Annotated in this window: 10 protein-coding genes; 8 read left to right on the top strand and 2 right to left on the bottom strand. The window is 53.4% G+C overall.

The genetic code is table 11. The features are described 5' to 3' along the window. The first annotated feature begins 113 nt into the window (after window positions 1–113). Genes M0644_RS12990 through M0644_RS12975 form a run of 4 tightly spaced genes read left to right on the top strand, consistent with a single transcriptional unit; the run spans window position 114 to window position 6,703 of the window. Window positions 114–2,345, top strand: coding sequence for a bifunctional (p)ppGpp synthetase/guanosine-3',5'-bis(diphosphate) 3'-pyrophosphohydrolase (locus M0644_RS12990; protein WP_286626023.1), 2,232 nt, complete (start codon window positions 114–116; stop codon window positions 2,343–2,345). A 50-nt stretch (window positions 2,346–2,395) separates the two neighbouring features. Further along, a complete protein-coding gene (locus tag M0644_RS12985) occupies window positions 2,396–4,435 on the top strand; it encodes a putative PEP-binding protein (protein WP_286626022.1) in 2,040 nt (679 codons plus the stop codon). Between the two features lie 34 nt (window positions 4,436–4,469). Beyond that, window positions 4,470–6,524, top strand: coding sequence for a serine/threonine protein kinase (locus tag M0644_RS12980; protein ID WP_286626021.1), 2,055 nt, complete (start codon window positions 4,470–4,472; stop codon window positions 6,522–6,524). A 26-nt stretch (window positions 6,525–6,550) separates the two neighbouring features. Further along, complete coding sequence (locus M0644_RS12975; RefSeq protein ID WP_286626020.1) at window positions 6,551–6,703, top strand: hypothetical protein; 153 nt, start codon at window positions 6,551–6,553, stop codon at window positions 6,701–6,703. Here M0644_RS12975 and M0644_RS12970 read toward each other — a convergent pair. After that, entirely contained in the window at window positions 6,700–8,850 is a 2,151-nt protein-coding gene (locus M0644_RS12970; RefSeq protein ID WP_149821510.1) for an HAD-IIB family hydrolase, read from the bottom strand. The two genes, M0644_RS12975 and M0644_RS12970, sit on opposite strands and share 4 nt — an antisense overlap. A 63-nt stretch (window positions 8,851–8,913) precedes the next feature. On the opposite strand from M0644_RS12970, the gene M0644_RS12965 reads away from it, so the two are divergent. The 4 genes from M0644_RS12965 to glgB all read left to right on the top strand — a co-directional run bounded on the left by M0644_RS12965 (window position 8,914) and on the right by glgB (window position 13,818). Then, window positions 8,914–9,600 carry an energy-coupling factor ABC transporter ATP-binding protein gene (locus M0644_RS12965; RefSeq protein ID WP_149821508.1) on the top strand — a complete coding sequence of 229 codons (687 nt, stop codon included), beginning with the start codon at window positions 8,914–8,916 and terminating at the stop codon, window positions 9,598–9,600. A gap of 143 nt (window positions 9,601–9,743) precedes the next feature. Beyond that, window positions 9,744–10,286, top strand: a complete 543-nt coding sequence (locus tag M0644_RS12960) for a hypothetical protein (RefSeq protein ID WP_286626019.1) — start codon at window positions 9,744–9,746, stop codon at window positions 10,284–10,286. Window positions 10,287–10,342: 56 nt separating this feature from the next. After that, on the top strand, window positions 10,343–11,434 hold the full coding sequence (locus M0644_RS12955) for a quinone-dependent dihydroorotate dehydrogenase (RefSeq protein WP_190278357.1): 1,092 nt from the start codon (window positions 10,343–10,345) through the stop codon (window positions 11,432–11,434). 83 nt (window positions 11,435–11,517) lie between these two features. Then, on the top strand, window positions 11,518–13,818 hold the full coding sequence (gene glgB, locus M0644_RS12950; protein ID WP_149821502.1) for a 1,4-alpha-glucan branching enzyme: 2,301 nt from the start codon (window positions 11,518–11,520) through the stop codon (window positions 13,816–13,818). On the opposite strand, the gene M0644_RS12945 is transcribed toward glgB, so the two are convergent. After that, window positions 13,815–15,629: an ABC transporter ATP-binding protein gene (locus M0644_RS12945; protein ID WP_286626017.1), complete on the bottom strand. Its 1,815-nt coding sequence runs from the start codon at window positions 15,627–15,629 to the stop codon at window positions 13,815–13,817. The genes glgB and M0644_RS12945 overlap by 4 nt on opposite strands. Window positions 15,630–15,670 lie beyond the last annotated feature (41 nt).

Below are 15,670 nucleotides of genomic sequence, written 5' to 3'. Positions count from 1 at the left end.
CTTGAGAGGGTTTAGGAACGTCTTTACGATCAGGATGCGCGCGATAGGCATGAAATTGAACTAGAATGTACGTACTCGAATTCACTGTGCTGCTTTCCCGATCGCCTGCTGCTATGAACGCTTTTGCACCTAGCTTGCCGACTGATATTGAATTACCCGATTGGTTAGCGACGTGCCTGCGAAATCCAGATCCTGAGAATGGGGATGATTTAGTCTGTCGAGCGTTTCAATTTGCTTACGACTTACACCAAGGACAGCGGCGGGCGTCTGGGGAACCCTACATTGCCCATCCTGTGGCAGTGGCAAGTATTCTGCGGGATTTAGGCGGCGGGCCTGCTCTTTTGGCCGCGGGGTTTCTCCACGATGTGATTGAGGATACCGCTGTTACGGCAGAGGAGCTAGAAGCCAATTTTGGTGCCGAGGTGCGGCGACTGGTGGAGGGGGTCACTAAGCTCTCGAAGTTTAACTTCTCCAGTAAGACGGAGCGGCAAGCGGAAAGTTTCCGACGCATGTTTTTGGCGATGGCGCAGGATATTCGGGTCATCGTTGTCAAGCTGGCCGATCGCCTGCACAATATGCGCACCCTAGAGTATCTACCGGAAGATCGCCGCCGTGCCATTGCCCAAGAAACCCGTGATGTCTTTGCCCCCTTGGCCAATCGCTTGGGGATTTGGCGGATCAAGTGGGAGCTAGAGGATTTAGCCTTTAAGTATTTAGAGCCAGAAGCCTACCGCCGCATTCAGGAACTGGTGGCGGAAAAACGCGCTAATCGCGAGGCACAACTGCAGCAGGCGATTCAAATTCTCTATGACCGCTTATCGGGAATGGGCTTTGGATACTTAGAAATTAGTGGCCGTCCCAAACACCTCTATAGCATCTATCAAAAAATGATGCGGCAGCAAAAAGAATTCCATGAAATCTATGATGTGGCGGGCATTCGCATTCTGGTGGCCACAAAGGATGAGTGCTATCGTGCCCTTGCCGTCGTCCATGACTGTTTCCTTTCCGTGCCAGGGCGGTTCAAGGACTACATCAGCTTGCCCAAACCCAACCAGTATCAATCGCTGCACACGGTGGTTATTGGTCTTGGGGGGCGCCCCTTGGAGGTGCAAATTCGCACATTGGCGATGCACCATGTCTCTGAGTATGGGATTGCCGCCCACTGGAAGTATAAAGAAACAGGTCATTCCTTACCGCAACAGTGGAGTGCTCGCGATCAAAAATTCACTTGGCTACGGCAACTGCTGGATTGGCAAAATGACCTCAAGGATGCCCAAGAATATCTCGATAGCATTCGCGATGATCTCTTTGATAAGGAGGTCTATGTCTTTACGCCCCAAGGGGACGTCCTTGCCCTGCAACAGGGGGCGACGCCCCTCGACTTTGCCTACCATATTCACACCGATGTCGGGAATCACTGTGCTGGGGCACGGGTGAATGGTCGGATAGTGCCCTTGGATACACCACTGCGCAATGGCGACATTGTTGAGATCATCACCCAGAAAACTGCCCACCCCAGTTTGGACTGGTTGAACTTTGTTAAAACCACAACGGCACGCAATCGTATTCGGCAGTGGTACAAGCGATCGCGCCGCGATGAAAACCTGCAGCGGGGACGGGAATTACTGGAGAAGGAACTGGGCAAAGCGGGTCTAGAAGCCCTTCTGAAGTCACCGCAGATGCAACAGGTGGCAGAGCGCAGCAACTACCAAAGTGTCGATGATTTAGTGGCCGCCTTGGGCTATGGCGAAATTACGCTGAATCTGGTGGTGAATCGGCTGCGGGCAATTACCCTAGCGCGTCCAGAGACAACCCCACCGGAACTGCCGTCAGAATCTGCCCCTGTTAACCGTGTACCCGCCAGCACGAAACCCAGTGATTCCCCGATTCTTGGAGTGGAGGGCTTGGTTTATCACATTGCTGGCTGCTGTTGTCCTGTGCCCGATGAACCGATTATTGGCGTGGTGACGCTGGGGAGTCGGGGTATTTCAATTCATCGTCAGGGCTGTAGCAACCTAGAGTCGGTGTCGAGCGATCGCCTGATTCCCGTGCGTTGGAACACAAAAGTCAATCAACGCCGTCCCCAAACCTACCCTGTGGATGTGCAAATTGAGGTGATTGATCGCGTTGGTATTCTTAAGGATATTTTGACCCGTTTAACCGATAATCAAATTAATGTGCGACGAGCCAATGTCCACACGGATCCGGGACGCACGGCGATTATTGATTTGTGTATTGATATTGTGAATGCAAAGCAGCTGGATCATCTCTTGGCGCAAATTAGAAAAATCACTGATGTCCTCAACATTCGTCGCCGTCAGCAAACGGAAGTGAGTTCTCCCTAGGTCGGATCGTCCATTCCCAGACCCCCAAGGACGATTAAGGAAACGCATTTGTGACATCACTCCTTCTGGAATCCCTACAACAGTACCCAGCGGAAGCCCTTTCCCCAACATTGGTTGCCCTGCAAGAGGCGCAAAAAATCTTGCCACCGCCTCATCCTGTCTGGCTGATTTCCACCAGTGTCTGGCAACAGTTGCGCTCTGGCGTCATTCCCCTGTGGCAAGCGGCCTGCGATCGCTGGCAAGAGGTGCCCCCCAATGCGGCGGATTTCAGGGCACTGGCACTGGAAATGACCCATGAATTACCCCCTTTGGATGTGGGGGAATTAGAAACAATTTTTGCTGCTTGTCATCACTTTTGGCAACAACAGGGGGGAGAGAGTCATCTTGTTCTCACCACCTATCTTTGGCAGGAAGCGGTGGACTTACCTTGGGGGCTAGGCCGTGGAACCGTGTTACATCATCCCAGTTTACCCCTGTGTCATCAGGCGCTCGAAGCGGCCTTTGCGGCTCTTGTTGAAGCCAAGAATCTCTATACCTATTGGCAGCAGGGATGGGATTTTTGTCGGCTCAAAGTAGTGATTTTACTCTACCCTCTGAGTACCATTGTTGCCTCAGGCTGGTGGACAGGGAGTGATCCAACATTCCAGGCGATCGCCAGCGGTGTGACGCTCCCCCATCACGGCATTCCTTTGCCCCCAAGGGGAATTGAGCTGACGCCCGCAGAGGAACAATACTTGCAGCAGGCCTGTCGCGGGTCGGCGTCCCATCTCTGGGTTTGGCATCGCAGTCAGACACAGGTTTGGTGGGGACAGTGTTTGCCAGAGCCTCTGCCGCTGGCGCCCTTGCCGCAGGCCGTGGAGCGCACCCTCATAGCTGAAGGGCTACCCGCTGCGCCGGGGCAGGCGATCGCCCCTGCCCTTGTGGTTACAGACCCCTGTGCTCCTGCGGCTGTTGCTGGGCAGATCTTGGTGAGCAAAAGTATTCCGCCCCACTGGTTGCCCCTCGTGAGTGCTGCGGTTGGTGTGATTTGTGAGCAGGGGGGCTTAACCAGTCATGGTGCCATTCTGGCGCGGGAATTGGGACGGCCAGCGGTGGTCGGTGTGGTAAATGCGACTCAGCAGATTAGTTCAGGAATGACGCTGTTTCTAGATGGTCATCGGGGGTCTATCTATCAACTGCCCCCAGAGCCATTGCCCGTGGTGGCGACCCCCTCGCCGCAAACGCCCTCACTCCCGACGGTCAAGCGGTTGCCGTTGCAGGTCATGGTAAATGTCAGTCAAGTCAGTGCCCTGCGGGTATTGCGATCGCTCCCCTGTGATGGCATTGGTCTATTGCGCTCAGAGTTGATGTTGTTGGCCTTTTTGGATCATCGCCATCCCTGTCATTGGCTAGAACATGGAGAAGCAGAGGAATTGCGCGATCGCTGGGTACAGCACCTCTGTGAATTTATGCGGGCGATCGCCCCCCGTCCCCTCTTTTATCGCACATTGGATTTACGGCCAGCCGACTATCGCCAACTCTTGGGGGGACATCAGTTTGAACCCGCAACGGATTGGGGACTGCGAGGGGTGAGTCGCTATCCCCATTGTCCAGAGCTATTTCATTTGGAACTGTCAGCACTGGCGATCGCCCACCGCTTAGAAGCCTGCCCGCTGCGCATTATCCTTCCCTTTGTCCGCAGTGTCAGTGAAGTGGTCTATTGTCAAAAGACTCTTGCACAGCATGGTTTGACAGCCAAGGCGGGTGTGGAACTGTGGGTGATGGCCGAAGTGCCTGCTGTTCTATTTTTACTGTCTGATCTGGCCAACCTTGGCGTTGCTGGCATTACGATTGGCACCAATGATCTGACCCAACTGCTGTTGGGCATTGATCGCGAAACCACACTGCCAGACTTCAATGAAGACCATCCCGCTGTGAAAAAGGCGATCGCCCAATTGATTCAACAGGCCAAAGCCCATCACTTAAGATGCCATCTATGCGGCGAAGCCCCCGCTCGCTATCCCCATTGGCTGCCGTGGTTAATTGATTTGGGGATTGACGGCATTTCTGTGGGTCCTGAGGTTGTCACCCAAGTGTTGGATCAGTTTTAATCGTGAATAAATTGGTGCTTCTTGATGTAAAATCATGCTTATCTACTGCACCCGCCCCCAGTGTTCCTATCCCCACAATGACCTGCCTGAACTAGAGGGGGATGTGTTGGTGGATACCATTAGCCAAAAGTACTGCGCCAACTGCGGCATGCCCTTGATTTTGCGGGGGCGCTATGTTGCCCAACAGTTGTTGGGACAAGGGGGCTTTGGTATTACTTACCTAGGGCGGGATTTGGATACGCCCGCCAAGCGCCAATGTGTGATCAAACAGCTCCAAGTGGAAACCTCAAATCCAGCCCTCTTGCAAAAAGCAGAAAGTTTATTCAAGCGAGAAGCACGACTCCTAGAAAAGTTGGGGGAACATCCCCAAATTCCTACCTTATTTGCCTTCTTTCAGGAGCGGGTGAGCAGCAGCACAGGCGAAGCAAAACAAAACTATTTTTATCTGGTTCAAGAATTTATTGATGGCGATACGCTTGAGTGTGAACTTGCCCATCGCGGTTATCTGAGTGAAGAGGAAGTTCGTGAGGTCTTGAAAGAGCTCCTACCTGTTTTGCAGTACATTCATGATCAAGGAGCCATTCATCGAGACATTAAGCCAGCAAACATTATTCGCCAATCGGCAAAGAACAGTAAATTTCCGGGGCAGCGTCGCCTTTACCTCATTGACTTTGGTGCAGTCAAGGAGATTTCCCGTGTTACCGAAGTTGCGAAGGGGCATACAAAAATTTATACAGCGCATTATGCCGCACCAGAACAAGTCAGAGGTGAGCAGGTTTTTCCGAGTTCCGATCTGTACGCCCTAGCAGTGACCTGTATTGTCTTACTCACGGGCAAAGATCCCAAGGAATTGTTTGATAACTACCATCACACTTGGAATTGGCAAAAGTATGTCCAAATCACACCAACGTTTCGCGATGTTTTGGCAAAGATGCTGGCTGTTGCACCCAGCGATCGCTATCAATCGGCCAAAGAAGTAGAACTTGCCCTAGCGGATGCAAAGACAGAAACAAGAAAAGCGTTAGAGACGCAGGTGCTAGAAACAACAGTGGTTACTGAGGAGTCTCCACTACCTCACTTAGCGCCGTCGGTCAACTGGCTGCTTGAGAAGTACAACAGTCGTTTGCATAGCGATTGGTTAGAGCTGCAAAACTATGGAACACCGGTTCGTCCTGCAGGTTCTCAAAGGGAGGGTGCCATTTTTACTGAGTGTGCTGCTCATCCCAGCTATTTAGTAATCACAGATGTCAATCAACAGTCCTGGCTTATTCCCTTGCACAAGGGGGAATTCGATCCTTACCTATTTCGGCGAACGTTGCCCCAACACCCCAGTGAAAAGTCAGGGCAATTGCTGAGGCCAGCACGGGTTGAGCGCCAGGATCAACATTGGCGGATGATTGAGGCAGGCAGTATTGTTCATGAACCGGTTGTCACACCCCTACCCCTGTCTACCACGCCTACAGGACAACCCTTCTCTGGGACTCAACCAGTACCCACAGCTCAGTCATCATTCGCACCGTGGCTCATTCTCGGCTCACTTGTGATTGCCTTTGGGAGTATGTTGGCAGCGATGGCTGTAATTTTGCTGTCGAACCGCCTAGAACCCCGCCCTCCCTCCCTAGCCAATTCCCCTACCGAAGTCGCAGAAACTCCTGACCAATCGCTACCTATTGAATCTCCATCGCCAACCCCAGAAACTGTTTCTACGCCCACACCCCCTGCAAGTGCTAGCGAACGCGTCCTACTTGACCCGGAACTGCTCCCTGATCCCAGCCTTTTTGTTGAAAATTACTATGCTCTGATTAACGCTGGCAATTACGAGGCAGCGTGGTATCGATTGACCAGTTCTTTACAAAATGATTCTTCAACCCACCCCAACGGCTATGGTTCATACATTGATTGGTGGACTAAAGTTCAGTACGTTGATGTTTATAGTACTGAAGTTGTCAGTTTAACTTCAGGTAGAGCCGTTGTTGATGCAAATCTTCACTACGTAATGAACTCTGGTCAAGATTTTTATCAAACGCTACGCTTTACTTTAGTCAATGTTGGTGGCGAATGGCTAATTCAAAGAACCCAAGCGCTCTAGCGTGCTAGGGTGGGAGTCACTGGCTGATGCACGATGGCACGGAGTTCAACCCAGCAATGCAGAGCAATCCCCAACTCAATCCCACGCGACAACCGACAGTGGAGGCACTGGCTCAGATTCTTGCCAATTACCGCGCCAAGGGTATTTCTAGTTTGACGTTATCGCAGGCTTTTCGTTAGAAGCCATAGTGTTCAATCGCTTCGAGAATCCCTTGGGCATAGTGACCTTGGGCAAAGTAAATATGGGGGCGATCGCGCAACTTTTCCAATTCCGGACTGTGATTGCCCACAACAACGGCAAGGGTATTCCCCGTCAGCATTTGCTCGTCATTGCCAGAGTCCCCAGCCACCAAAAGTTTGTCCAGAGGATAGCCCCACTTGAGGGCAAGATAGCGCAGAGCATCGCCTTTGGAGGCACGCAGGGGCAAAATATCCAAAAACTGATTATGGGAAAAAATGGGACGACAATGGAGCTTTTGCTGTCGCAGTAAACGCAAGACCGGGGTAATGCTGGGGAGAACCGCAGTATCCACGTTGTAGCTAATTTTGTGGGAGCGTTGATTTTCTGGGGGTTGCAGCGTCAGGCCTGCCACATCGGCGAGGGTGTCTCTGACCCTTTGGGGTTCCCAGCGATAGCTAATGTGCTGCTGCCAACTGGTGTCGGGAACCAAGTGAGGGCCATAGTGAATTTCACTGCCCACGGACGTAATTAAAACATCGGGAATCGGCACGCCCCATTCATGGAGGACCTCTAGGGTAATTTCGAGATGACGCCCCGTTGCCACCCCAAAGCCCATTTCAGGACGGCGTTGCAGAAGCGTTAAGAGTCGCTCAAGGGCAGGGCGATCGCCAATCAAGGTATTGTCAATATCACTAATCAACAGGCGTTCGAGGGTGAGCAGGCGGTTCCGTGTCAGCGTCGTTGGCAGTTTATTACTCTGGTACTGAGCCGGTTGGCGTTGCACACTCAACACGGGCAAGACTGATTTTTCCGCCAGTTGAGCAAGGGCGTGCAGATACATCTCCACATGACTGCGCCAAGAGTAGTGGGCTTGTACCCCCTTCAGGCCATTGTCTGCCCAAGTCTGCCACTGGCTGTCACTCTGAAAGGCTTGATGCAGGGCACTGCGAATGGCTTCTAGATCAAGGGCATCAAAGAGCAACCCATTGCGACAGTGACGGAGAATCTCCTGCGGCCCACCATCCGCTGTGGCCAAAATCGGTAATCCACAGGCAGCCGCTTCAATGAGCGTCAGGCCAAAGGGTTCGGTCAGTGCAGGGTTGATAAAGACCCCCCGTTGTTGGGCGGCTAAACGGTAAAGATCGGGGACTTCATCGCTGGTGTGGGTTTTCGGATAGGCGACTTTGCCATAGAGGTCATAGCGATCGACCAGCAAAAAGAGTTCGGTCAACACTTGGCGAGGGCTGGCCTCCATCTTGCTAATATCGGTGCGATTGCCGAGCACTAAGACCAGATTCGCTCGCTCCTGTAAAAAGGGATCAGTGCCATAGACATTGAGCAACGCAGCCACGTTCTTGCGCGGTACTGGCCGGGAGAGGCAAAAGATAAAGGGCTTTTCCGGTTCGACTAAAAAGCGACGCAATTCCTTGCGAAACGGCAAATCCGCTGGCACAGGCGCTGGATAGAAACGGCGGGTATCTACCCCCGGCGGAATGACGGCCATCCGTGCCGGATCGTATTGATCGTAGAGGCGATACTGCTCTTCGACCTCCTGATGGGTACTGGCAATAATGAGTGCGGCACTGGCAAGGGTTTGCTCCTCGGCTTCAATGCGAGTCGTAAAGTGAAACTGCTCCTCAATGGCATCGGGCTTACTACCCTGGGCAAGGAGTCGCTGTCGCTTGACCCGGCCGAGGGAATGCCCAGTGTGCACAAGGGGAACCCCCAACCAACCGGCAACACGGCAGCCCACATAACCGGCATCGGCATAGTGACTGTGGATCACATCGGGCATGCGGCCACTTTGGCGGAGATGGCGCAACAGTTCATCGGCAAATACGTCTAAATAGGGCCAAAGCACCTCCTTGCGCAAATAGCGGCGAGGACCACAGGCCAGACGGACAATGCGGGCGCGATCGCCAATTCGCTCAATGGGCTGGGCATAGTCGGGACTGACCTTGGCATCGGGAATCAGACGAGTGACCAAATCCACCTGCGCCACCCGAGGATGGGCTGCAAGGGTTTTTGCCAGTTCCACCACATAGCGCGTTTGTCCTCCCGTATCGGCATCTCGTCCTAGTTCAAGGCGATTGCCCCGAATCAAACCATGAATACTGATGAGGACAATGTATAATCCCTCTTGCATAGCCGCTCCCTTACTTGGTGCACTACAACCCAATTGGGGGTCATCCTCACCCTACCGAAAAACATGAGCATTGTCCAAAAACCCATGGCGGCAATCCCCCCAGCAATTCATCTCAAAGAGGTCTCCTTTGGCTGGTCGCCAGAGGTTTTAGTGCTGGATCGGGTCTCCCTAGACATCCCGCGGGGGCAACTATGGATGCTCCTCGGCCGCAATGGCAGTGGTAAGTCAACGCTGGTGCGTATTTTGGGGGGTCTCTTGCAGCCCCAAAGCGGTGAAGTCTATGTGGAGCAACCCCTTGGCTTTGTCTTCCAGAACCCCGATCACCAACTGGTGATGCCCAGTGTCGGTGCGGATATTGCCTTTAGTCTCAATGGTGAATCCCTCAACTATTGGCAGGTGCGCGAGCGCGTCAGTGCAGCCCTACAAGCTGTGAATTTACAGGGGCTAGAACGCCGTCCCATCTATGCCCTCAGTGGCGGCCAAAAACAGCGGGTAGCCATTGCCGGGGCGATCGCTCGCCATTGTCGGGTGCTATTGCTCGATGAGCCCACGGCTCTCCTTGACCCCGATAGTCAGCGGGAACTCTTGGGCTACGTACGCCAACTGGTCAACAGCCAAGGGATCACCGCACTGTGGGTCACCCACCGTCTCGATGAACTGGCGCAAGCGGACGGTGCCATTGTTCTGGATCGTGGCAAAGTGATTGGCCAAGGGGCACCCAGCGACATGATGCCTCTGCTGCACGCTTGAAAAGCCAACCATTCCTGCACCGAAAGGGATCTCTCAAACCGCTGGCACTCCTCTTGGGCTGCTATGATCAAGGACTAGAGATATAGAATGCTTGCATACGAATTCACCTGTAGGATTGAATTATTGCATTAGGAGCGATCGCCATGACTGAAACGCCTCAAACCCCACCTCCCGAAGAACCCACGGCCAAAGCTGCCCGTCCCGCCCGTCGCAGCAACCCGCCCGCCAAAGAAAATAGCGGTCAAATGGTTTCCCTTGCCGAAAAAACCGCTCTTGCCCCCGCAGGCACAACCACAGCCAGCGACATCGTGGTATGGCAAACCTTTAATAGTGCCGGCTTGCGTCCCATTGAAGCCAGTCCCGTGCAAGTGGTGCACATGATCAAAGATGCCGGCGAGCGTCCTGTGCTCAGCAGTGGCCTGCAAATCTACGACAGCATCAACTCCGCCGGTATTCGCCCCATCGTGGCCACCAATTTCCGCGTGGTTGAAACCCTGAACATCATGGGGGTGCGCCCCGTGGCAGCGGATGACTTTGAAATTGTCGAAACAGTGAATTGGATGGGCATTCGTCCGATTACCACCAGTGGCCTGCACATTGCTGAAACCTATTATTCCGCTGGGGAACGTCCTGTGGCTTCTAATACCATTGATGATTCACCCGTCCTCATGGGCTATCTGGACTAGGGTCATAGGGTTGACCATTCAACCCTTTAGGTGGGGGAATGGCAGTCTGAATGGCCATTGATCCTTATCGGCACCTGCTGCGGCCACTTCTTTTTTCTGGCTTGCAGGCGGATCCCGAATTTCTGCACCAGCAGTTTATCTCCCTCTGTGGGTGGCTTAATCAGGATCGTGCCCTGAGCACTTGGCTGCGGCAGCAACTTCAGCAACGCTATGCCCTTTCAGATCCCCGTTTAGAGCGGCAAATGTGGGGACTACGCTTTCCCAATCCCATTGGTTTGGCGGCAGGGTTTGATAAGAATGGCGTCGCCCCCAGTGTCTGGTCGGCCTTTGGCTTTGGCTTTGCAGAGTTAGGCACGGTCACTTGGTATCCGCAGCCGGGCAATCCGCGTCCGCGCCTCTTTCGCCTAACAGCCGATCGCGCAGCAATTAATCGCATGGGGTTTAATAATGCCGGCGCAGAGGCCATGGCCGCCCTTTTGGAGCGATCGCCCCCGCCAACGATTCCCATCGGTATCAATTTGGGCAAGTCAAAAATCACCCCTTTGGAAGCTGCAAAAGAGGATTACTTAGCCAGTTTTCGCCGCCTGTATCCCCTTGGCGATTATTTCGTGATTAATGTGAGTTCTCCCAACACACCGGGGTTACGGGATCTGCAAGCCAAGGAACAACTAGAACCCATTTTGGAGACGCTACAAACCGCCAATCACTCCCACAAGCCCCTGCTTCTGAAAATTGCCCCCGATTTGAGTTGGGAGCAGATTGCGGCAATTCTTGATCTGATTCAAACCTATGAACTCGCCGGCATTGTGGCCACCAATACCACCGTGGCACGGGAGGGGCTAAAAACCCAGATGATTCCGCAGACGGGGCGATCGCCGGCGGCCGAGGCGGGAGGTCTCAGTGGTGCCCCTTTGCGCGATCGCGCTACCGCCGTGATTCGCTTTATCCACAAAGAGACCCAAGGCACTCTGCCGATTATTGGGGTGGGGGGGATTTTCACGCCAGAGGATGTGATCGAAAAACTAGCAGCCGGTGCAACACTGGTGCAACTCTACACCGGTTGGATTTACCAAGGACCGAGCCTATTGCGAGAGCTACTCCAAGGACTCTTAGCCCACGCCGCCGATCAAGAGAAACCAGAGAAATAGCGTTTGTGCCCTTGTCAAGGGGAGCATTCTAACTGTTAACTTTTCTATAGTATTGTCCCTATATTTTACGAAAGTATAAAAATATGACCGTTTCGCCCGAACAGATTGACCGCATTGTTTCCAACCAGCACCACGATCCCTTTGAAATTTTGGGCTGTCACCAGATCAGTGAGAATGGCCAATCCGTGTGGGCGGTACGCGCCTATTTACCCAATGCCGAACGGGTGAGTGTCCTCTGTCCAGAGCAGCGGCAAGAATATCCGATGACGCCGGTTCACCACCCCCACTTTTTTGAATGCCGCATTCCTCTGCCGGAACTGAATAATTATCAACTGAAAATTTATGAAAATGGTCACGAGCGGGTGATCTACGACCCCTATGCCTTCCGCTCCTCAAAGCTGACGGATTTTGATATTCATCTGTTTGCCGAGGGCAATCACCACCGCATCTATGAAAAACTCGGGGCACACCTGCTCACAGTCGATGGCGTTGCAGGGGTGTATTTTGCCGTCTGGGCACCCAATGCCCGCAATGTCTCTGTCATTGGCAACTTTAACCACTGGGATGGCCGCAAACACCAAATGGCACGACGTGGCAATGGCATCTGGGAACTCTTTATCCCCGGCTTGGGTGTGGGCGAGCACTATAAGTACGAAATTAAGAATCAAGACGGCCACATCTACGAAAAATCAGATCCCTACGGCTTTTACCAAGAACCGCGTCCCAAGACCGCCTCTATTGTCACCGACCTCAATAGCTACGAATGGGGCGATAACGACTGGTTGGAAAAACGGCGCCACACTGACCCCCTCACCCAACCGATTTCCGTCTTTGAGGTGCATTTAGGATCGTGGCTCCACGCCTCAATGGAGGATCCGCCCATTGGTGCTGATGGCCAACCCCAAGAACCCGTACAGGTGGCAGAACTCAAGCCCTGGGCACGCTTTCTCACCTATCGCGAATTGGCGGCCAAACTCATTCCCTACGTCAAGGAATTGGGCTACACCCACATTGAACTCTTGCCCGTTGCTGAGCATCCCTTCGATGGCTCTTGGGGTTATCAAGTCACTGGCTACTACGCCCCCACCTCTCGCTATGGCAGTCCCCAAGACTTTATGTATTTCGTGGATCAGTGCCACCAAAACGGTATTGGTGTGATTGTGGATTGGGTACCGGGGCACTTTCCCAAGGATGGCCACGGCCTCGCCTTCTTTGATGGCACCCACCTCTACGAACACGCGGATCCGCGCAAGGGCGAACACAAGGAATGGGGCACCCTTGTCTTTAACTATGGTCGCCACGAAGTGCGCAATTTTCTGGTGGCCAATGCCCTCTTTTGGTTTGACAAGTACCACATTGACGGTATTCGCGTGGATGCCGTGGCCTCGATGCTCTATCTTGACTATGCCCGCAAGGAGGGTGAGTGGGTACCCAATGAATACGGCGGACGGGAAAATTTAGAGGCAGCTAACTTTCTGCGCCAAGTCAACCACGTGATCTTTAGCTACTTTCCGGGGATTCTTTCGATCGCTGAGGAATCCACCGCTTGGCCAATGGTCTCTTGGCCGACCTACATGGGCGGACTGGGCTTCAACCTGAAGTGGAATATGGGTTGGATGCACGATATTCTGGACTACTTCAGCATGGATCCCTGGTTCCGCCAGTTCCACCAAAACAATGTCACCTTCAGTATGTGGTATCACCACAGCGAGAACTTCATGCTGGCGCTCTCCCATGATGAGGTGGTGCACGGCAAGAGTCACATCATTGGCAAAATGCCGGGCGATCGCTGGCAGAAATTTGCGAATCTACGCTGTTTATTTGCCTACATGTTCACTCACCCCGGTAAGAAAACAATGTTCATGGGGATGGAGTTTGCCCAATGGAGCGAGTGGAATGTCTGGAGTGATTTAGAGTGGCACCTGCTGCAATACGAACCCCACCAGCAAACCAAACGCTTCTTTGAGGATCTCAATCGCCTCTACCGTTCACAACCTGCCCTCTATACCCAAGATTTCAAACCGGAGGGCTTTGAGTGGATTGACTGTAGTGATAACCGCCATAGCGTTGTGTCCTTTATCCGCTGGGATAAGGACTACCAAGATTTTGTGGTTGTCGTCTGTAACTTTACACCGCAGCCCCATAGCCACTACCGCATTGGTGTCCCAGAGCATGGCTTCTATAGTGAACTCTTTAATAGTGATGCCCGCGAGTATGGCGGCAGCAATATGGGTAACTTGGGCGGTAAATGGGCGGATGAATGGCCCTACCACCACCGTCGCTACTCCCTTGATCTGTGCTTGCCCCCCTTGGCGGTGCTGATCTTGAAACTGGATCGCGAGAAAACAGCGGCGGAGCGGGCACGCTATAATCTCACACCCTAACCTTCAGGGAGGAGCTGGCCGGCTTGGACTTGCCAGAGGCCGTAATAGACGCCCTGCTGCGCCAAGAGTGCTTCGTGGGTTCCCTGTTCGACAATTTCACCGTGTTCAAGGACATAGATGCAGTCGGCATGGCGAATGGTGGAGAGGCGGTGGGCAATGGCGATCGTCGTGCGATGTGCCGTAATGTGGGCTAGCGATCGCTGGATGGCGGCTTCGGTTTCGTTATCCACGGCGGAGGTGGCTTCATCGAGCACTAGAATCGGTGGATCTTTGAGCAGGGCGCGGGCGATCGCCAGCCGCTGCCGCTGACCGCCGGAGAGTTTTTGCCCCCGCTCCCCCACCACCGTGTCGTACCCTTGGGGCAGTTGCTCGATAAAGTCATGGGCTTCGGCCAGTTTTGCTGCGTGGATCACATCGGAAAGGGTTGCCCCCGGACTACCATAGGCAATGTTTTCAAAGGCAGTGCCGTGGAAGAGAAAGACATCCTGACTCACCCAACCAATGGCACGGCGCAAGTCCCGCAGCCGATACTCGCGAATATCCACCCCATCAATGAGAATGCGCCCTTCTTGCACCTCATAGAACCGCAGTAACAATTTTACGAGGGTACTTTTGCCGGATCCCGTGGAGCCGACAATGGCGATCGTCTGACCCGCAGGGACGTGTAAACTAACATTTTTCAGCACGGGGGCACGCCCAGCATAGGCAAAGCTGACGGATTCAAAGCGCACTTCCCCTTTGACATGGCGCGGATCAAGGGGGCGATCGCCCGTACAAATCGCGATCGGCGTTTCCAGCAAATTCAGCACCCGCTGCGTTGAGGCCATGGCTCGCTGATACTGATCCAGTGTTTCCCCCAAACGGGTCAAGGGCCAGAGCAACCGTTGAATCAGATAGACCATCGTGCTGTAGGCGCCCACATCCAAGCGCCCCTGAAAAGCGGCAAAGCCCCCCAGCACCAACGTTCCCGTAAAGCCAAAGAGGATCACAAAGCGAATCAGGGGAATATAGGCAGCACTGAGGCGAATGGCGCGGCGATTACTCTGTTGGTAGGCTTCACTATCCCAGCGCAGGCGCTCCAATTCGTAAGCCTCGGCAGTAAAGCTCTTAATCGTTTGAATACCTGAGATATTGTTAGCCAAGCGTTCATTGAGGCGTCCCGCCTTTTCCCGCACATCGGCATAGCGAGGGGCGAGTCGCCGCTGAAAGATGATGGATCCCCAGAGAATAAAGGGCATCGGCAGCATCCCCCAGATCGCCACATTGGGCGCCAAATAAAAGAAAATCCCACCAATCACTAAGACAGTGGTTGTGACTTGCAACACCTCATTGGCACCACCATCCAAAAAGCGCTCGAGTTGGTTAATGTCATCATTGAGAATCGAGAGCAACACCCCACTGCTGCGTTCTTCAAAAAACGCCAAATCCATCTCTTGGACATGGGCATAGGTCTCAAGGCGCAGGTCGTGTTGAATCTGCTGGGCTAGGTTGCGCCAACTGCGGGCATAGGCATACTCAAAGAGGGATTCCAAGCTCCAGATCACAAATGATAGGCCGGCCAAGGCCAACAGTTGCTGCTCAAAGGTCACCAGCCCCCAGCGGGCGAAGAGGGAATCCTGCCGCTTCACCACCAGATCCACAGCAATCCCAATCAGAACGGGGGGAGCGAGATCAAAAATTTTATTGAGGATAGAGTAGAGGGAGGCAAGCCCCACTTGGCGTTGGTAGCGTTGGCTGTGGTGCAGCAGTCGTAAAAACGGATGCAAGGCTTCTTGGCCTCCCCAAAGTGCAGGATGATCGCGGGCAAGCAAATCACTCGCCTAATTCTTAAGATAGGCTAAAGAATTGCCCC

The organism is Thermosynechococcus sp. B1, from assembly GCF_030322985.1.
Classification (GTDB): Bacteria; Cyanobacteriota; Cyanobacteriia; order Thermosynechococcales; family Thermosynechococcaceae; genus Thermosynechococcus.
This window is presented reverse-complemented; position numbering and strand designations above follow the sequence as displayed.